An 18301-nucleotide genomic window follows, 5' to 3' on the forward strand; every position below is an offset into this window, starting at 1 on the left:
CGGCGCCAGACGCGCGACCGTCTTTTCGGTCACCGACCCGCGCCGGGCGGCGCTCTCCCGGCGGGAGGGCGCGGCGATGCGTGATCTCTCCCGCCTCTACAACGAGCACTTCGGCCTCTCCGAGAGGCCGTTCTCGTTGCTGCCGGATCCCGATTTCCTGTACTGGGCCCCTCCGCACCGCAAGGCCTACACGATGCTGGAATACGGCATCGCGGCCCACTCCCCGATCACCATGATCACGGGCGAGATCGGCTCGGGCAAGACGACGCTGGTGCGCAAGCTCCTCGACGACATGCCCCAGGACTTCTCCGTCGGGCTGATCTCCAACGCCCAGGGCGACCGGGGCGAGCTGCTGCACTGGGTGCTGATGTCGCTCGACCGCCCGGTCGAGCCGGGCCTGGGCTACGTGCAGCTGTTCCGCCAGTTCCAGGACTTCCTGATCGAGGAATACGCCGCCGGCCGCCGCACCGCGCTGATCTTCGACGAGGCGCAGAACCTCTCGCCGCTGGCGCTCGAGGAGCTGCGGATGTTCTCGAACATCAACGCCGACAAGGACCAGCTGCTGCAGCTGATCCTGGTGGGCCAGCCGGAGCTGCGCGAGCTGGTGCGCCAGCCGATCCTCCAGCAGTTCGCCCAGCGCATCGCGGCCGAGTTCCACCTGCGGGCGCTGACCGCCGAGGAGGCGGACGAATACATCCTGCACCGCCTGCGCCACGCCGGCGCCACGCGCGAGATCATCGACCCCGAGGCGCGGCGGATGATCCACCTCGCCGGCCGCGGCATCCCGCGCCTGATCAACCAGCTGTGCGACTACGCCCTGGTCTACGCCTTCTCCGAGGATCGTCCGGTCGCCGACGCCGCCCTGGTGCGCGAGGTGCTGGAGGACCGCCGGCAGTCCGGGGTCTTCGCGGCCGTCACCGGCGGCGGCGCCGAGGCCGCGCTCGGCCTGCCCGAACCCTCGTCCGCCCCCGACCGGGGCTGGGCGCCCGCCGCGCCGCAGGCGCATTCGAACCCGCAGTCCTCCGGCCAGGCGACGTGGAGCCAGGACGGATCGTCGTCTTCGCCGTCCGACGCCGGCCCGCAGGGCGATTCCAACATGTTCCACGGCGTTTGGGACCGCAACGGTTGACCCGCCGCGTCCGGCTTTCAAGGGGCGAGCCATGCTGAACGATCTGGATCCGCGTTACCTGCTGTCGATCCTGCTGCGAAGGTTCCCGATCTTCCTGCTGACGGCGGTGCTGATCTTCTCCGGCTTCGCCGCCGCGGCGGTGCTGCTTCCGGCGGCCTACACCTCGAAGGCGCGGATCCTGGTGGAAAGCCAGCAGATCCCCACCGACCTGGTGCAGTCGACCGTCACCAGCCACGCGGCCGAGCGTCTGCGCGTCATCCAGCAGCGCCTGATGACCCGCGACAACCTGCTCGAGATCGCGGCCCAGTACAGCGTGTTCCGCGACGCCGGCGACATGACGCCGACCGAGATCGTCGAGGCGATGCGCCGCCAGTCCAGCTTCACCAGCGAGGTGCTGGGCACCAACACCCGGCGCGACGTGGCGATGGCGATGACCTTCTCGATCTCCTTCTCCGCGCGCGATCCCAACATCGCGGCCCGGGTGGCGGGCGAGTACGTGACCCGCATCCTGGAGAACAACCTCAAGCTGCGCACCGCGCGCGCCGCGGACACCTACGAGTTCTTCGAACAGGAGAGCCAGCGCCTGGGCGGCGAGCTGACGGCCATCGAGAGCCAGATGGTCGAGTTCAAGCGCGCCAACCGCGCCACCCTGCCCGAGACGCTGGAGTTCCGCACCACCCAGGTGCAGCGCGTCCAGCAGCGCATGCAGCTTCTCGACCGCGAGATGTCGGACCTGCGCGAGCAGCGCAAGACCCTGATGGCCCTGAAGGAGAACCCCTCCGACCTGGTCGACCAGGAGCGTCCGCTGACCCCGTCCGAGCGGGCGAAGGAAGACCTCGAGCGCCAGCTCCAGCTGCGCGCCGCCGTCCTCTCCGAGACCCACCCCGAGATCAGGGCCCTGCGCAACCGGATCACGGCCATGGACTCCCTGATCGAGGCCGACCGTGCCAAGCAGGAAGCGGCGCTGCGCGACAGCAATTCCTCGGTGATCGAGGAGAAGCTGAGGGAGACCAACCAGCGCATCGAGCTGATCGACACCCAGCTCAACCAGATGGCCGACGAGATCGCCGAGCTGGAGCGCCAGGAGGCCGAGCTGGAGCGGTCGATCGCCGAGACGCCGAACACCCAGATGGCCCTCAACGCCCTGCAGCGGAACTACGAGGGCCTGCAGAACCAGTACGACCAGGCCCGCGCCAAGCTCGCGGTCTCGGCCACCGGCGAGCAGCTCGAGCTCAAGCAGCAGGCTGAGCGCTTCGAGGTGATCGAGCAGGCCGGCGTCCCCGACAGCCCCGACAAGCCCAACCGCCTGAAGATCCTGCTGATGGGCTTCGCCGGCGGCACCGGCGCGGGCCTCGGGCTGGTCTTCGTGCTCGAGTTCCTGAACCGCGCCATCCGCCGGCCCTCGGACATCATCTCGACCCTCGACATCCAGCCGCTGGCGGTGATCCCCTACATCTACACCGACCAGGAGGTCCGCCGCCGGTCGCGCCTGCGCTGGACCATCATCGTGCTCAGCGTGGTCACCGTGATCACCGCCGTCGCGCTGGTGCACACCTACTACATGCCGCTCGACCTGATCGGCGAGAAGATCATCGAGAAGACGAAGATCGACTCGCTCATGGATCTGGTGAAATCCCGTCTGAGGTTCTGACGCGATCCCCGCGCCGCCGCGTCCCCAGGGGCCGGCGGCGCGGGACTGCAGCGCCCGCGTCGCGTCGATTCAAGAGGCTCGAAGACCCATGGAACGCATCAAGGCCGCCATCAACCGCGCCAAGCAGGCCCGCGCGGCCACCCTGGGCGACGAGCCCGTGCCCCCGCCCCGCACCGATTTCGAGGACTACGAGACGCCCCCGGGCTGGCTCGCCCTCCAGCAGATCGAGCCGGACGAGGAGGTGCTGACCCGCAACCGCATCGTCACCTTCACCAAGGACGATCCGGCCCACGTGCCCTTCGACATCCTGCGCACCAAGATCCTGCGCATGATGGAGGCCAACAACTGGAAGAAGATCGCGGTCACCTCGCCGACCATGTCCTGCGGCAAGACCATGATCGCGACCAACCTGGCCTTCTCCTTCGCGCGCCAGCGCAACACCCGCTGCGTGATCTGCGACGTCGACCTCAAGCGGCCCCAGGTGCGCAAGGTCATCGGCCTCGAGAGCCAGCTCTCGATGGGCGACTACCTGATGGGCGGCGTGCGGCCGGAGGAGTTCTTCATCCGCATGGGCGACAACCTCGCCGTCGGCCCGACCTCGCAGTCTTTCCGCCACTCGGCCGAGCTGCTCCAGCACCCCGACGCGGCCGAGGCGCTGGAGGAGATGGACCGGGTGCTGAAGCCCGACGTGACCATCTTCGACCTGCCGCCGATGCTCGCCTCGGACGACGCCATGTCGTTCATGAACTACGTCGACTGCGCCCTGCTGATCGCCGCGGCCGGCACCACCAAGGTGCGCAACCTCGACGATTGCGAGCGGCAGCTGTCGGAGATGATCCCCATCGCGGGCGTCATCCTCAACAAGTACGCGCTGAACTCCGAGTCCTACTCCTATTACGAGTACGACTACATGTGATCGGCCCCGCGCCCTGCGGCCCGACCGACGGCCCGCGCCCCCCGGCGCAGGCCGTTCGCATTTTAGCGATCGAGGGGCCCGTTAACCCATCTTTCCAACGTTTTGCTCACGCCGCCCGGCGATGGTCCCCCGCGAGCGAAACGAAAGGGGGCCACTCATGGGAACCGACTTCTCCCGCGCCAAGATCAGCGCCGACCGGATCGAGATCCGCCACGCCGACGGCACGCGCGAAACGCTGAAGGACGGCATCTACCGCCTGAAGGCCAAGCGCGGCGAGGACGTGCGCCGCATCGCGACCGAGGACGACGTCGCGCACCTGCTCGAGGTCGGCGCGACGGCCGACTTCCAGACCCGCCTGCTCGCCGATGGCTCGGTGTGGAAGCTGACGCCGCGCTCCATCCAGGTCTCCTGGCCCGACGGGTCCGAGGAGACGGTGAAGGGCGACGTCTATGAGCATGTCGACGCCGAGGGGGTGGAGACCGAGCGTCCCGCCACCCTCGACGACATCGCCCGGCTGGAGGGCCTGGGCGAGGGCGAGCTCGGCGCGAAGGGCGGCGACGACGAGGACGAGGGTCCCGAGGTCGAGCGCGGCGGCCGGCGCGACGACGACATGAAGGGCGACGACGCCGACGACGCCTTCGCCGGCGGCGCGGGCGACGACCGGATGCGCGGCGGCGGCGGGAACGACGACCTCTCGGGCGGCTCGGGCCGCGACGAGCTTCGCGGCGGCGACGGGGACGACGCGCTGTCGGGCGGCGACGACGACGACCGGCTGCGCGGCGACGCGGGCGCGGATTCGCTCTCGGGCGGCGCCGGGCGCGACCGTCTCGACGGCGGCGACGACGGCGACCTGCTGAGCGGGGACGCCGGCGACGACCGGCTGGACGGGGGCAAGGGCGACGACCTGCTCTACGGCGGCGAGGGCGACGACCGCATCAAGGGCGGCCAGGGCGACGACGTGATCGAGGGCGGCGCCGGCGACGACCGGCTGTGGGGCCAGGAGGGCGCCGACCGCTTCGTCTTCGCCGCCGGCGACGGCCACGACCGCATCCACGGGTTCGACGCCGGCGAGGACGTGCTGGACCTGACCGCCTTCGCCTTTTCCGACGCGGCCGCCGCGCTGGCGACCGCCGCCCAGGACGGCGACGACGTGCTGCTCAGCCTCGCGCCCGACTGCACCGTGCGCCTGGACGAGACCGACCTCGCGGACCTTTCGGAGGCCGCCCTGCTGATCTGAGCGCCGCCCCCTCCGGGCCTTTCATCCCCCCGCTTTTCGGGCGGAGGCGCTCCCGTCCGAAAAGGCGTCGGCGCGGTCCCTTGCGGGGCCGCGCCGATCTGCATTCCGGGAAGCGTGGGGGGCGCGCCCCCCGGCTCAGTTGCGGTCGCGGATCGAGCCGACGATCAGCAGCAGGATCGACCAGACCAGCAGCAGCCCCACGAACACCGCCACGGTCCAGGTGATGCGGCGGGGATACTCCGCCTCCTGCGCCAGCGTCGGGTGGATGTGGGTGGCGAGATAGCGCTGCGTGCGCCGCGCCTCGGCCCGGGCCGCCTCCAGCGAGGCCTGGGCGGCGGTGTACATGTTGGTCGCCAGCTCCAGCTCCACCTGCAGCCGCTCCTGCTCGCCCGCGGCTTCGGCCAGCGTGGGGCGCGCGCTCGGCAGCGCCGGGCTGCCGTCGGCCGTGGGCGCGGAGGCGATGCGCGCCTCCTCCGCCGCGATCTGGGCGTCGAGGCTCTCGATCCGCCGGCGCAGGGCCGACAGGGTGGGGCTGTTCGCGCCCAGCAGGTCCTTGCGGCTGTCGAACTCCGCCACCGCCTCCGACCGCGCCGAGCGCAGCTGCGAGATCAGCGCCATCTGCTGGGTGATGTCCGAGCCGATGTCGGCCGTCCCCTGGGCGGAGCGGAACTCCTGCAGCGCGAGGCGGGTGCGCCGGATCCGCTCCTCCGCCTCCTCCAGGTCGCGCTGGGCGTAGCGCACGGCGTCCTGGCGGGCGCCGGTGGACAGGCCGTTGATCAGCGTGTCGCTCGCGCTCAGCACCGCCTCGGCCACGTCCTGCGCATCCTCGGCGCGGAAGGCGCGGGCCTCGACGTAGATGATGCCGGCGCCGGTGTCGTAGCTGACGGTGACGGCGCGGTTCCAGTACTCGACCATCTCCTCGATGGTCCGGTCGCGTCCCATCGAGAACAGCCAGTCCGCCTCGGGCCGGTTGTAGAGCTCGACCAGGTCGACCTCGGACTGCACCTTCTCGACCAGCGGCTGGGACTGGAGGTATTCGAACAGCATCTCGCTGTCGCCGGCGGTGCTGTCCGAGGCGCCGCCCAGGAACTCGGTCAGGGGCGAGGGCAGGCCGCCGTCGAGGCTGCGCACCGCGAAGCTCACCTGGCTGGCGTACTGGTCCGCGGCGACGGTGTTGAGATACCAGCCCGCGACGCCCGAGGGCGCGGCGACCAGCGCCAGGAAGCTCAGCCACAGCCAGATGCGCGACCAGATCCGCCGGCGCCGGGCGCGGCGGGCGATGGCCTCGGACTGCACGTCCACGATGATCGAGGCGCCGCGGGGCGTGTCGGAGCCGCCGCCCCCGCCGCCGCCCGAGCCGCCCTCGGCGCCGGCGCGCCGCGCCTTGCGGGCCGAGCGGCGCGCCTCGCGCGCGTCGGCCTGGGTCACCACGGCGCCGCCGGACGCGCCGGCCGCGGGCGCGTATTCCTCGTCGAAATCGTCGTCGAGCGGATCGTCGAGCAGCTCGCCGCCGCCCTTGCCGCCGCGGCCGCCGCCCTTGCCGCGGCCGCCCTTGCCGCCGCCGCCGCCGCCGTTGCCTCCACCGCCGCCGCCGCCGCCCCCTCCACGGGAGGCCTTGCGGGCGAGACGGCGGGCGCGCTTCTCCTGGTTGCGCCGACGGCGCGCGGGACCGGCGGCCTCGGGCGTCTCGACGGTTCCGTCGGGATGCTCGGCGCCCTGGGTCTCCAGCGGGTCGTTGAACAGGTTGGGCACGGGCTCTTCCCCGGGCCGGCGGTCTTGCTCGTCCATCTCAGATCAATCCTCGCCGCGCGCCGCGGCGCTTTTTCATCCGCGCCTTGACGCGCGCCTGGTCCCGGCGCCGGCGCTGGCGACGCTCGTCGCCCCCCGCCCCGCCCGGGCCCATCTCCATGTTGCGCATGTGCCGGTTGATCGCGTCCTCGAGGTCGTCATAGACCTCGACGCGCCCGTTCTCCAGCACCATCCCGCAGTCGCAGTACTGGCGCAGCTGCTTCATCGAGTGCGAGACCATGATCACGTCGGAGTTCGACAGCTTCTCCTGGAACACCGCGCGGCTCTTCACCTTGAAGCTCTGGTCGCCCACCGCCGTCAGCTCGTCCACCAGGTAGGTGTCGAACTTGATCCCCATCGAGACGCCGAAGGCCAGCCGCGCCTTCATGCCCGAGGAATAGACCCCCACCGGCTGGTCGAGATACGGCCCCAGCTCGGAGAAATCGAGCACGTAGTCCGTCAGCTCCTCGACGTCGACGCCGTAGATGCGGGCCACGAAGCGCAGGTTCTGGCGCCCCGTCATGTCCTTGTGGAACGAGCCCGAGAAGCCCAGCGGGAACGAGACCTTGCAGTCCCGGATGATCCGCCCGGTGTCCGGCTTCAACGAGCCCGCGATCATCGACAGCAGCGTCGACTTGCCCGCGCCGTTGCGCCCCAGCAGCGCCAGCGACCGCCCGCGCGGGATGGTCATGCTGAGCTGGTGCAGCACGGTCTTCACGCCTCCCTTGATGTGGAAGGACTTCGAGACGTTCTCGAGCTGGATCACCGCTCCAGCAGCCTCTCGTCATAGCGGCGCAGCAGCAGCAGGCCGAAGAACAGCAGCACCAGGCCCAGCGCCACCGGGTATTCCAGGTGGTTCAGCCGCGCGTGGTAGACCGGGTAGATCCCCTCCCGGAAGGCCGAAACGACATGCACCAGCGGGTTCAGCGCCAGCAGGTCCATGGCCGGGCCGGGGATCAGCTTGCTCTCGGGCGTGTAGAGCACGCCGGAGATGATGAACAGCGGCCGGTTGATGATCTTGAAGATCCGCTCCCAGGTCGGGAAGACGTGGAACAGCACCGCGTTCAGCGTGCCCGCCCCCAGCGCCAGGATCGTCGCCGCGCTCAGCGCCGCGGCGATGCGCGGGAAGTCGAGGGAGATCCGCTCCCCCGTGAAGCCCACCGCCAGCCCCAGGATCAGCACCGCGACCATGCAGTTGGTCAGCGTCTGCAGCACCAGGCGCGCGACCAGCGCGTCCCAGATGTTCACGTTGGGGTACTTCAGCAGGCTCGAGTTGTTGCGCACCACCGTGAACAGGCCCTGCGCGGTGTTGCGGTAGAAGTTGAAGCTCAGGAAGCCGGTGGCGAAGAAGACCACGAAGCTCTGGCCCAGGTCGGGGCTGCGCGACATGAACGACCAGGCGAAGGACATGATGAAGATCATGCCGCAGGGCTCGGCCACCGCCCAGAAGTAGCCGCCGACCGAGCGGCCGTATTTCGTCGACATCTCCCGGCGCAGCAGCGCGATCACCACGCGCAGGTGCACGCGCAGCGGGGATTCGGCGGCGGAGGCGTTCGTTGCGGTCATGGCTCCAGCGGCATGTCCGGGCGGCCCGGCGCAGGTCCGGGCGGACGTCGCAGCCGACGTCGGCCCCCGGTTAGCATATCCGCGCGGCCCTTGGCGAGGCGGCCCGATGACCGCGGGCCGGCCGGCGACCCGAGCCTGCGCCGGGCGCGCCCGGGGCGCGTCGCGGCCCGGGCTCCGGCCCGGGCTGCGCCGCGATGCCGCGGTGCAGCAATTCTTGTGGCGCCGCGGCGCCCGTTTCGTCACGCTTTCATCACGCCTCGCCGCTAAGACTGCGCACGACCGTTCACGGACCCGTTTTCAAGGAGCCTCCCGGTGTCGACCCGTCGCGCCCGCCCGATCCTGACGCTGACCTGCGCTCCGGCCCTGTGTCTCGCCCTCTCCGCCGGCCTCGCCTCCGCCGTGCAGCAGGACCCGGCGGAGCAGCCGGGCCACCTGGCGCTGGTCACCGCGCCCGACTCGACCGCGGCGTCGCCGGGGGAGGCGAACCTCCTCGCCTGGCCCTGCATGGAGGGGCCGGGATGCGGCGACGCCGGCGACGCGGCCGCCCGCCGCGCCGCCGAGGCGGCCGCGGCGCAGAAGGCCTCGATGGACGCGACCGCGATCCCCCTGCCCGCCGCGCTGGGGCTGATGGGCGCGGGGATGACCGCGCTGGGCCTGTTCATGCGCCGGCGCCGGGAAGACTGAGCCGCCGCTCCCGCGTTCCGCCTCCCGTCCCGCGCTGCGCCCTTGCCTGCGCGCCGCGCGCGGGGCACACAGACCCTCGGGACAGCGCGTCCTCAAGAGGCGCGCGCCGAGGGACGAGCAACGGGAGATCTGCCACATGCGCGGACGGGAAGCGGGACGCGGCGACGACGCCGCGACGGCGCGGCACGGGCTGCGCGCGGTCGGCGGACGCCGCCGCGGGCTGCGCATGCTCGGCGCGGGGCTGCTGGCCGCGGCGCTCGCCGGCTGCGCCGCGGCGCCGGCCTCGGGCCCTTCGGGCGACGCGGTGCGCTCGGCGGCGGCCGACCCCCAGGCCACCGTCGCCCCCTACGCCTACACGATCCTGACGCCCGAGGTGATCGAGCTGCTGGAGCGCTCGCGCGCCGAGCCGCCCGCCGACCTCGCCGGCCGCGGGGCCGAGGACGCGCAGGTGTTCCGGGTCGGCGACATCGTCGGCATCACCATCTGGGAGGCGGTCGAGGGCGGCCTCTTCTCGACCCAGAACAGCGAGAGCCGCGGCGCCGCCCTGCCCGTGCAGCGCATCAGCCCCGACGGCCAGATCAGCGTGCCCTACGCCGGGCGCATCCGCGCCGCCGGCCGCACGCCCGAGGCGGTGGGCGACGCGATCGTGCGCGCCCTCGCCGGAAAGGCGATCGAGCCGCAGGTGATCGTCACCATCGACCAGTCCCCCGTCTCCACCGTCACCGTGCTGGGCGACGCCATCGGCAAGCCCGGCCGGGTGAAGCTGAACGGGGTGGGGGAGCGGGTGCTCGACGTCATCGCGGCCTCGGGCGGCTCCAAGCCGCCGGCGCACCGCACCCTGATCCGCCTGACCCGCGGCGACGTGCAGGCCGAGGCGCACCTCGCCCGCATCCTGCGCGAGCCGGCGCAGAACGTGCGCGTGCGCTCCGGCGACGTGATCGCGGCCCTCGACATCGGGCAGAGCTTCACCGCGCTGGGCGCCGCCGGGCGCCCGCGCCGCATCGCCTTCTCGACCGAGGTGGTGACCCTCGACCAGGCCATCGCCGAGGCCGGCGGGCTCGACGACAACCGCGCCGATCCGCGCTCGGTCTTCGTCTTCCGCTACGAGAATCCCGAGGTCGCCATGGCCCTCGCCGGCCCCTCGGCCGCGCCGGCGCCGGGCACGGCCCTGTCGCCGATCGTCTACGGGCTCGACCTGTCGGACCCGGGCTCGTTCTTCCTCGCCCGGCGCTTCGCGATGGAGGACGGGGACATCGTCTACACCGCCAACTCCGACCTCGCGCAGGCGGGCAAGGTGCTGCAGGTGGTCGACAAGGCCCTGTCGCCGACGACTCAGACCCTGCGTCTGCTGAACACGCTGGACTGAGGCCGGGGCGCTGAAGCCCCTGCCTACGCCTACCCAGATATCGAACGCCGCGGGCCCCGCCCGCGGCGTTTTCCGTTCCAACCGCCCCCGCGCCTCGCCTTCCGCCGCCCGCCGAATACGCTTCGCGCGGCCCCGGAGCGCCGGGGTGGGCGGGCGGGAGGCGCGTCGGGGCCGCGCGGGGCGCCGCGGGCGCCCGGGTGGAGGGGGAGAGGGGACGCGCCGGCTTGGGGCCGCCGCGGGGGCCCGGCCTCAGGCGGCCGGGTGCGCGGCCTCGAAGGCCACGTCGGCGTCGCGGCGGCGCACCGGCAGGCGGGGGGGCGCCGTGACGAAGGCGCCCGGCTCGTTCACCTCGCCCGCGGCCACCCGGCGCACGATCTCCTTCGCGGCCAGCGCCCGGCCGGCGGGGTTGTAGAACGACCCCTTCACCTGGATCGTGTCCGCCAGCACCTTCATCAGGTCCGCGGCCAGGTTCGCGTCCACCGGCTCCGGCGCCGTCCAGAAGCTCGCCAGCGGCCCCTGGTGGGTCAGGCCCGGCATGTCGTAGACCGCCGGCCCCAGCGCCAGCGTCGGCGTCCCCGCCCGGATCGCGTGCAGCCCCACGGTCGAGTTCACCGACAGCGCCCCGTTGGCGTGGACCAGCAGCGCCTCGAGGTCGCCGCCGTCGATGGCGATCACCCGATCCGCCACCCCCGCCTCCTTCGCCAGCCGCTTCACCAGGCCCGGCCAGTTCTCCTGCCCGTTGTCCAGCGGGTGCAGCTTGAACACCAGCCGGTGCTCCGCCGCCGCGTGGCGCGCGAAGGAGGCGATGGCCTCGGCGATGGGCTGGGCGAGCGTGTCGTAGGGGGAGTTGTCGCGCAGCTGGTAGTCCGCCTCGATCTGCAGCGCGAACAGGTGATAGGGCCAGTCGCCCGCCACGCAGCGCGCCACCACCGCGTCGGCCTCCCGCTTCAGCCGGTCGCCGCGCATCAGGCGGGGGATCCAGCTGGGGTAGTCGGTCAGCGGGTGATAGCGCTTGTCCATGTCGAAGAACGGCCAGGGCCAGCAGAACAGCGCGTTGACCAGGTTGAACAGCAGCTCGTCCGTCGCCTCGCGGATGAAGGAATGCGCATAGCGCGTGCCCAGCGGCGGCTTCTCGACGATCGCCTCGGCGAGCGCGCGGATCGTGGCGGGATCGTTGGGGAAGTGCGAATAGGCCCCCATCCCCCGCCGCTCCAGCGTCAGCCAGTCGGGGCGCAGGTAGCCGAACTCGACCGCGTGGCAGGGGATGCCGCGGCGCTCGGCCTCCTCGGCGGCGACCACGTGATAGGGCAGCCGGTCGGCGTAGTAGAGGACGTCGGTGATCCCCTCGGCGTCGAGGTAGCGCCCCAGCCAGCTCCGCCAGCCGCCCAGCGTGCCGCGGTAGTTGTCCGCGCCCCGGCGTCGCCAGGTCAGCCAGTCGGCGGCGCTGAGGTTGATGCGGCGGGTCTCGTGGCCCTGCGCCTCGAAGGCGGCGGCGAGCTCGCGCCAGAACACCGTCGGCGGGCCCTGCAGGAACAGCACGCGCCGGGCCCGGGTTCTGCGGCCCTGCGGACCGCCCGCCTTGACTGCGGCCTTGACTGCGGCCATGCGCCTGCCCTCTCCGCTGCGGTCTGCGCTCCGCCGCGGGCGACGGCCCCCGGCGGTGGCAGGGGCTAGGCTGCGCGCCGCGCCAAGTCAATGCGCAGGCCCCCGCCCGCCCCCTTGCGCCCCGCCCCGCGCCCGTGCAGACCGAGGCCGCGCCGTCCCCCCGGCGCCGCGGACCACGGGAGAGATCGAGCGATGGGCGAGCGTTGCGCGCTGCTGCTGCAGGGGCCCTCCTCCCCGTTCTTCTCGCATCTGGGCGATGCGCTGGAGGCGCGGGGCGCGCGCGTCCTGCGCCTGCACCTCTCCCCCGGCGACGCCCTGTTCTGGCGGCGCGGGGGCGGGCGCTCCTACCGCGGATCGTTCGACGACTGGCCCCGGTACGTCGCCGATTTCATGGCGCGGGAGGGGGTCACCGACCTCGTGCTGCTGGGCGACAACCGCCCCCTGCACCGCCCCGCGGTGGACCGGGCGAAGGCGACGGGCGTGCGCGTCCACCATGTCGAGCTGGGCTACGTCCGCCCCGACTGGCTGACGGTCGAGCCCGACGGCGGCGGCGCCGCGGCCCCCTTCCCCACGGACTGGGCGGCGATCGAGGCGCTGGCCGCCCGCGGCGAGCTCCCGCAGGAGCGCCGCCTCTACCGCTCCTCCTTCGCGGCCTACGCGGCGATGGACGTGGCGTGGAACCTCACGAACCTCGCGCTCTCCTGGGCGACGCACCCCGGCTATCGCCGGCACCAGACCTGGCATCCGCTGGCGGAATACGGCGGCTTCCTGTGGAAGATGCTGCGCGCCCGCCGCGACCGGACCCACGCGGCCGCGGTCTGGGAGGCGTGGGCGGCCGACGACGCCCCCCTGTTCCTCTTCCCCCTGCAGCTGCGCACCGACTTCCAGATCCGCGCCCACGGCCCCGACCCCGACCTGCGGGAGACGGCGAAGGCCGTGGTGCGCAGCTTCGCCCTGCACGCCCCGCCCTCGGCCCGCCTGCTGGTCAAGGAGCATCCGATGGACAACGGCCTGACTCCCTGGCGGCGCCTGCTGCGGGGCGTCGCGGCGCGGCACGGGGCCGAGGCGCGGGTCGAGGCGATCGACGGCGGCGACCTCTCGGTCCTGCTCGGGCGCGCGGCGGGGCTGGTCACGGTGAACTCCACCGTCGGCCTCTCGGCCCTGCGCCGCGGCGTGCCGGTGAAGCTGCTGGGCCGGGCGATCTTCGACCGCGAGGGGCTGGTCGACCCCCAGCCCCTCGACGCCTTCTGGCACGCCCCCCGGCCGCCCGAGCCCGGCCGGGCCGACACGTTCCTCAAGGCGCTCGCCTGGACGAGCCTCGTGCGCGGGAATTTCGACGGCACGGGCGCGGCGGAGGGCGCGGCGAACCTCGCCGAGCGCATCCTCGCCCCCCGCCGCCACCCCTGAAAGAAAAGGGGCGCCCGCGCCTTCCGGCCCGGACGCCCCGTCGCATGCGGGAGCGCGCGTCAGCTCACTGGCACAGCTCCACCGTCGCGGTCACCGAAGCGCGCAGCTCCTGGCTGCCCTCGGCGATGGGCATGTCGGCCATCGAGGCCTCGCCCACCGCCGCGCGGGCGAACATCGGCCGCGGGCCGGGGCGGTAGACGCCGGTCTCGCTCAGCTCCAGGATCGCGCCGACGCGGGCGCCGGCGGCCTCGGCCAGCAGGTCGGCGCGCGCGAGCGCCGCCTTCACCGCCGCGGCGCGGGCCTTCTCCAGCCGCTCGTCCTCGTCCGAAACCGCGAAGGTCACGCCCGAGATCCGGGTCGCCCCCGCCTCGGTCGCCGCGGTCGCGAGCTTGCCGAAGGCCGAGACGTCATGCAGCGTCACCGCGAGGCTCGAGCCCGCCTCCCAGGCCACGATCTCCGGGGCGCGGTCGCGCTCCGAGCGGTCGTAGACCGGGTTCAGCGAGACCTGGGTGGTCGAGACGTCCGTCTTCTCGACGCCGGCCGCCAGCACCGCGTCGAGCAGCGCCTGCGTCGCCTCCGAGGCGTCGTTCAGCGCCTGCCCCGGCTGCTCGGCGCGGGCGTCGGCGCCGAAGGTGACCTGCAGCACGTCGGGGGTCGCGGTCTCGATCCCCTCGCCCTCGACCATCAGCCGGCCGCGGCATTCCTCGACCGCGCGCTTCGCGGGCTTCTCGGCGGGGCGGGCGACGGGGGCCGGGGCGGGCTTGGGCGCGGGCTGCTGGGCCGGCTGGGCCTGGGCCAGCTCGATCTTCTGGGCCAGCGCCTGGTTCGCCTCCATCGCCTTGCCGATGCGCGCGTCCAGGTCCTCGCTCTCGCGCCCGGCCTGCTTGATCGCCTTCTCCAGCCGGTCGGCGGCGGCGTCGGCCTGGTCGAGCCATTCCTCGCGCGCCTCGCGCCGCATCTCCTTCTTCTCCGCCTTGCCCGAGGCCTCGGCCAGGGGCTGGGCCGCGAAGGCCGGGACGGCGAGCGCCACGGACGACGCCAGCAGCGCCGCCACGGCGATCACCGACAGCATCGAGGGCGCGTAGGTCGCCTGCCGCGCCAGGGCGCGGGAGCGGCGGATGGCGCGGGGCGCCGGCGCGGGTCGGTCGCCGGTCGTGCGAGGGGGTTTAGCCGGGGGGGTCATGGACGCTCCTCCTGTCCGTTTCGGGTCCCGCACCTAGGCCTGCACGGGCGCAGGCGCGTGGCCGGAAGGGGTCGATTCCGTGGCGCCGCGCCGGGCGCCATCATACGGAAAAGGCCCCCGCGATGCGGGGGCCTGTCTCGAACGTTCCAGCGGCGCGGTTCCGTCGCCTCAGCCGGTCATCCCGTCCCAGAAGGACTTCACCTTCGAGAAAAAGTCGGTGGTGCCGGGGGAGTTGTCCTTGCCCGCCGCCTCGAACTCCTTCAGCAGCTCCTTCTGCCGGGCGGTCAGGTTCACCGGCGTCTCCACCGCAAGCTCGAGGTAGAGGTCGCCGCGACGCCCGCCGCGCAGCGTGGGCATGCCCTTCTCGCGCAGGCGCAGCTGCTTGCCCGCCTGCACGCCCGAGGGAACCTTCACGCGGCTGCGGCCGCCGTCGATCAGCGGCGCCTCGATCTCCCCGCCCAGCGCGGCGGTGGTCATCGGCACCGGGATCCGGCAGTGCAGGTCCGGCCCCTCCCGCTCGAAGATCGGGTGGGGGGAGACCTCGATGAAGATGTAGAGGTCGCCCGACGGCCCGCCCATCACGCCGGCCTCGCCCTCGCCCGCCAGGCGGATGCGGGTGCCCGTCTCCACCCCCGCGGGGATGTTCACGTTCAGGCGGCGATCCTTCTGCACGCGGGTCGCGCCGTTGCAGACCTTGCACGGGTTCTTCACGACCGAGCCGCGGCCCGCGCAGGTCGGGCAGGTCCGCTCGATGGTGAAGAAGCCCTGCTGGGCGCGCACCTTGCCCAGCCCCGAGCAGGTCGGGCAGGAGGTCGGCTGCGCGCCGCCCTCGGCGCCGGTGCCCGAGCAGGCGTCGCACTGGACCGAGCCGGGGACGTTGATCGTCTCGGTCTTGCCCTTGAAGGCGTCTTCCAGCGTGACGCGCAGGTTGTAGCGCAGGTCCGAGCCGCGCGCGGCCCCGCCGCGGCGCCGCGCGCCGCCGCGCTGGCCGCCCATGAAGTCGCCGAACAGGTCCTCGAACACGTCCGAGAAGGCCGAGCCGAAGTCGCCCTGCCCCGGGCCGCCGCCCGGCCGGAAGCCGCCGCCGCCCATGCCGCCGTCGAAGGCGGCGTGGCCGAACTGGTCGTAGGCGGCCTTCTTCTGGGGGTCCTTGAGGTGGTCGTAGGCCTCGTTGACCTCCTTGAACTTCGCCTCGGCGCCCGCGTCGTCGGGGTTGCGGTCGGGGTGAAGCTCCTTGGCCTTCTTGCGATAGGCCTTCTTGATCTCGTCTTCCGAGGCGCCCTTGGACAGGCCCAGCACCTCGTAGAAATCCCGTTTGGACATTCCTGGGGTCTCTCCCGTCTAGCCGGTCCGTCGCGGTCCGCGTGGCGGTCGGCCCGCCCCGCCCGCGCCGGGCCCGCCAGGGGCGGGAAACCGGGAGGCGTCGGGGCCGAAGGTCCACCGGCACGCCGCGCGGGTCAAGCGCGCATGCCCAATTTCACGCAACGGCCCCGCCCCTTCGGGGCGGGGCCGCGCATCGCGTCGGACCGCAGGCCTCAGCTGGCCTTGCGATCGTCGTCCTTGTCCTCGGTGAACTCGGCGTCCACCACGTCGTCGCCGTCCTTGGCCGCGTCGCGCGCGGCGGCCTCCTGGGCGGCGGCCTGCTCGGCCTCGGACGAGGCCTTGTAGATCGCCTCGCCCAGCTTCATGGACGCCTCGGTCAGGGCCTGGGTCTTGGCCTTGATCTCCTCCAGGTCCTCGCCCTCGATGGCCTTCTTCAGGTCGTCGATGGCGGTCTGGATGGCGGCCTTGGTCTCCTCGTCGACCTTGTCGCCATGCTCGGCCAGGGACTTCTCGGCGCCGTGGACCATGGACTCGGCCTGGTTGCGGGCCTCGACCATCTCACGCCGCTTCTTGTCGGCGTCGGCGTTCTCCTCGGCGTCCTTGACCATCTTCTCGATGTCGTCGTCGCTGAGGCCGCCCGAGGCCTGGATCGTGATCTTCTGCTCCTTGCCGGTCGCCTTGTCCTTGGCGCCGACCGACACGATGCCGTTGGCGTCGATGTCGAAGCTGACCTCGATCTGCGGCATGCCGCGGGGCGCGGGCGGGATGTCCTCGAGGTTGAACTGGCCCAGCAGCTTGTTGTCGGCCGCCATCTCGCGCTCGCCCTGGAAGACCCGGATGGTCACCGCCGTCTGGTTGTCGTCGGCGGTGGAGAACACCTGGGACTTCTTGGTCGGGATCGTGGTGTTGCGGTCGATCAGCCGGGTGAACACGCCGCCCAGGGTCTCGATGCCCAGCGACAGCGGGGTCACGTCCAGCAGGACCACGTCCTTCACGTCGCCCTGGAGCACGCCCGCCTGGATCGCGGCGCCCATGGCCACGACCTCGTCGGGGTTCACGCCCTTGTGCGGCTCCTTGCCGAAGAACTTGGTCACCTCCTCGATGACCTTGGGCATGCGGGTCATGCCGCCGACCAGGACCACCTCGTCGATCTCGGACTTCGAGACGCCCGCGTCCTTGATCGCCGCCTCGCAGGGCTTCAGCGTGCGCGCGATCAGGTCGCCCACGATGCTCTCGAGCTTGGCGCGCGACAGCTTCAGCACCAGGTGCAGCGGCTGACGGGTCTCGGGGTCCATCGAGATGAAGGGCTGGTTGATCTCGGTCTGGGACGAGGACGACAGCTCGATCTTCGCCTTCTCAGCCGCCTCCTTGAGGCGCTGAAGCGCGAGACGGTCCTTGGTCAGGTCGACGCCGGACTGCTTCTTGAACTCCTCGGCGAGGTACTCGACGATGCGCATGTCGAAGTCTTCGCCGCCCAGGAAGGTGTCGCCGTTGGTCGACTTCACCTCGAACAGGCCGTCGTCGATCTCGAGGATCGAGATGTCGAAGGTGCCGCCGCCGAGGTCATAGACCGCGATGGTCTTGCCCTCTTTCTTGTCGAGCCCGTAGGCGAGCGCGGCCGCCGTCGGCTCGTTGATGATGCGCAGCACTTCCAGGCCGGCGATCTTGCCGGCGTCCTTGGTGGCCTGGCGCTGGGAGTCGTTGAAGTAGGCGGGGACGGTGATGACCGCCTTCTCGACCTTCTCGCCCAGGTACGACTCGGCCGTCTCCTTCATCTTCTGAAGGATGTAGGCGGAGACCTGCGAGGGCGAATACTTCTCGCCGCGGGCCTCGACCCAGGCGTCGCCGTTCTTGCCCTCGACGATCTTGTAGGGGACCATCCCCTTGTCCTTCTCCACCGCCTTGTCGGTGTACCGGCGCCCGATCAGGCGCTTGACGGCGAAGAGGGTGTTTTCCGGGTTGGTGACCGCCTGGCGCTTGGCCGGCTGGCCCACCAGGCGCTCGTCCTCGGTGAAGGCCACCATCGAGGGGGTGGTGCGCGCGCCCTCGGAGTTCTCGATCACCTTCGCGGTCGAGCCATCCATGATGGCGACGCAGGAGTTGGTGGTCCCGAGGTCGATGCCAATGACTTTCGACATAGCGACGTCCTTTCGTTCGGCGATGTGAGAGGGTCGGGTCCGACTGCGGCCCCCGCCCTCGATCCCAGCGCCCCGTCCCCGGTCTCCCCCCTGGCCGAGGCCTGCGAGGATCACGAAAAGCGGAGCGCGACGTTCGGGGCGGATATAGGCGCCAACCGACGGGGCTGCAAGCGAAGGAGAGGGCGGAAAGCATGTCTCCGGCGCCCCGAAGCGGCGCCCTGCCGCAGGCCGCCGCGCCCCCTGCCGCCGGCCGGCGCCCGGTTCCGCCCCGCGGCGCGGCAGGGGACGGCCGCGACGCGCCGCGGCCG

General features: G+C 72.1%; 14 protein-coding genes. 7 read left to right on the top strand and 7 right to left on the bottom strand.

Annotated features, from left to right (window positions below; translation table 11 throughout):
* The first annotated feature begins 76 nt into the window (after positions 1 to 76).
* The 4 genes from P2H44_RS14970 (at position 77) to P2H44_RS14985 (ending at position 4933) form a co-directional block, all read left to right on the top strand.
* Complete coding sequence (locus P2H44_RS14970) at positions 77 to 1129, top strand: ExeA family protein (protein ID WP_275764659.1); 1053 nt, start codon at positions 77 to 79, stop codon at positions 1127 to 1129.
* A 31-nt stretch (positions 1130 to 1160) separates the two neighbouring features.
* Positions 1161 to 2780, top strand: a complete 1620-nt coding sequence (locus tag P2H44_RS14975) for a GumC family protein (protein WP_275764661.1) — start codon at positions 1161 to 1163, stop codon at positions 2778 to 2780.
* Between the two features lie 88 nt (positions 2781 to 2868).
* Positions 2869 to 3696, top strand: coding sequence for a CpsD/CapB family tyrosine-protein kinase (locus P2H44_RS14980; RefSeq protein ID WP_275764662.1), 828 nt, complete (start codon positions 2869 to 2871; stop codon positions 3694 to 3696).
* A 157-nt stretch (positions 3697 to 3853) separates the two neighbouring features.
* A complete protein-coding gene (locus P2H44_RS14985) occupies positions 3854 to 4933 on the top strand; it encodes a calcium-binding protein (RefSeq protein ID WP_275764664.1) in 1080 nt (359 codons plus the stop codon).
* A gap of 135 nt (positions 4934 to 5068) precedes the next feature.
* On the opposite strand, the gene P2H44_RS14990 is transcribed toward P2H44_RS14985, so the two are convergent.
* From P2H44_RS14990 to P2H44_RS15000, 3 genes are read right to left on the bottom strand one after another with little or no spacing between them, the layout of a single operon-like run.
* Positions 5069 to 6721: a hypothetical protein gene (locus tag P2H44_RS14990; protein ID WP_275764666.1), complete on the bottom strand. Its 1653-nt coding sequence runs from the start codon at positions 6719 to 6721 to the stop codon at positions 5069 to 5071.
* A 1-nt stretch (position 6722) separates the two neighbouring features.
* The gene (locus P2H44_RS14995) at positions 6723 to 7487 is read right to left on the bottom strand and encodes an ABC transporter ATP-binding protein (protein WP_345799001.1); all 765 of its coding nucleotides are present in this window, start codon (positions 7485 to 7487) and stop codon (positions 6723 to 6725) included.
* Positions 7484 to 8287 carry an ABC transporter permease gene (locus tag P2H44_RS15000; RefSeq protein WP_275764668.1) on the bottom strand — a complete coding sequence of 268 codons (804 nt, stop codon included), beginning with the start codon at positions 8285 to 8287 and terminating at the stop codon, positions 7484 to 7486. Before P2H44_RS15000 ends, P2H44_RS14995 begins: the two co-directional genes overlap by 4 nt.
* 312 nt (positions 8288 to 8599) lie before the next feature.
* Between P2H44_RS15000 and P2H44_RS15005 the strand changes: the two genes are divergently transcribed.
* Both P2H44_RS15005 and P2H44_RS15010 read left to right on the top strand, forming a co-directional pair.
* Positions 8600 to 8971, top strand: coding sequence for a hypothetical protein (locus P2H44_RS15005; RefSeq protein ID WP_275764670.1), 372 nt, complete (start codon positions 8600 to 8602; stop codon positions 8969 to 8971).
* A 136-nt stretch (positions 8972 to 9107) separates the two neighbouring features.
* Positions 9108 to 10337 carry a polysaccharide biosynthesis/export family protein gene (locus P2H44_RS15010; RefSeq protein WP_275764672.1) on the top strand — a complete coding sequence of 410 codons (1230 nt, stop codon included), beginning with the start codon at positions 9108 to 9110 and terminating at the stop codon, positions 10335 to 10337.
* Between the two features lie 249 nt (positions 10338 to 10586).
* On the opposite strand, the gene P2H44_RS15015 is transcribed toward P2H44_RS15010, so the two are convergent.
* Positions 10587 to 11942, bottom strand: a complete 1356-nt coding sequence (locus tag P2H44_RS15015; RefSeq protein WP_275764674.1) for a capsule biosynthesis protein — start codon at positions 11940 to 11942, stop codon at positions 10587 to 10589.
* Between the two features lie 192 nt (positions 11943 to 12134).
* On the opposite strand from P2H44_RS15015, the gene P2H44_RS15020 reads away from it, so the two are divergent.
* Complete coding sequence (locus tag P2H44_RS15020) at positions 12135 to 13349, top strand: capsular biosynthesis protein (protein WP_275764676.1); 1215 nt, start codon at positions 12135 to 12137, stop codon at positions 13347 to 13349.
* A gap of 64 nt (positions 13350 to 13413) precedes the next feature.
* Here the strand turns inward: P2H44_RS15020 and P2H44_RS15025 are convergent, their stop codons facing one another.
* From P2H44_RS15025 to dnaK, 3 genes are all read right to left on the bottom strand, one after another.
* A complete protein-coding gene (locus tag P2H44_RS15025; RefSeq protein ID WP_275764678.1) occupies positions 13414 to 14532 on the bottom strand; it encodes an SIMPL domain-containing protein in 1119 nt (372 codons plus the stop codon).
* 168 nt (positions 14533 to 14700) lie between these two features.
* Positions 14701 to 15855, bottom strand: a complete 1155-nt coding sequence (dnaJ, locus tag P2H44_RS15030) for a molecular chaperone DnaJ (RefSeq protein WP_275764680.1) — start codon at positions 15853 to 15855, stop codon at positions 14701 to 14703.
* 212 nt (positions 15856 to 16067) lie between these two features.
* Positions 16068 to 17993, bottom strand: a complete 1926-nt coding sequence (gene dnaK / locus P2H44_RS15035; protein WP_275764681.1) for a molecular chaperone DnaK — start codon at positions 17991 to 17993, stop codon at positions 16068 to 16070.
* Positions 17994 to 18301: the final 308 nt, after the last annotated feature.

Source organism: Albimonas marina, assembly GCF_029223255.1.
GTDB lineage: Bacteria > Pseudomonadota > Alphaproteobacteria > Rhodobacterales > Rhodobacteraceae > Albimonas.

Coding starts and splice junctions, on each gene's coding strand:
- P2H44_RS15000 (WP_275764668.1), bottom strand. CDS start 8,287: ATGACCGCAACGAACGCCTCCGCCGCCGAATCCCCGCTGCGCGTGCAC.
- P2H44_RS15010 (WP_275764672.1), top strand. CDS start 9,108: ATGCGCGGACGGGAAGCGGGACGCGGCGACGACGCCGCGACGGCGCGG.
- P2H44_RS14975 (WP_275764661.1), top strand. CDS start 1,161: ATGCTGAACGATCTGGATCCGCGTTACCTGCTGTCGATCCTGCTGCGA.
- P2H44_RS15020 (WP_275764676.1), top strand. CDS start 12,135: ATGGGCGAGCGTTGCGCGCTGCTGCTGCAGGGGCCCTCCTCCCCGTTC.
- P2H44_RS14980 (WP_275764662.1), top strand. CDS start 2,869: ATGGAACGCATCAAGGCCGCCATCAACCGCGCCAAGCAGGCCCGCGCG.
- dnaK (WP_275764681.1), bottom strand. CDS start 17,993: ATGTCGAAAGTCATTGGCATCGACCTCGGGACCACCAACTCCTGCGTC.
- P2H44_RS15015 (WP_275764674.1), bottom strand. CDS start 11,942: ATGGCCGCAGTCAAGGCCGCAGTCAAGGCGGGCGGTCCGCAGGGCCGC.
- dnaJ (WP_275764680.1), bottom strand. CDS start 15,855: ATGTCCAAACGGGATTTCTACGAGGTGCTGGGCCTGTCCAAGGGCGCC.
- P2H44_RS14970 (WP_275764659.1), top strand. CDS start 77: ATGCGTGATCTCTCCCGCCTCTACAACGAGCACTTCGGCCTCTCCGAG.
- P2H44_RS15025 (WP_275764678.1), bottom strand. CDS start 14,532: ATGACCCCCCCGGCTAAACCCCCTCGCACGACCGGCGACCGACCCGCG.
- P2H44_RS14985 (WP_275764664.1), top strand. CDS start 3,854: ATGGGAACCGACTTCTCCCGCGCCAAGATCAGCGCCGACCGGATCGAG.
- P2H44_RS14990 (WP_275764666.1), bottom strand. CDS start 6,721: ATGGACGAGCAAGACCGCCGGCCCGGGGAAGAGCCCGTGCCCAACCTG.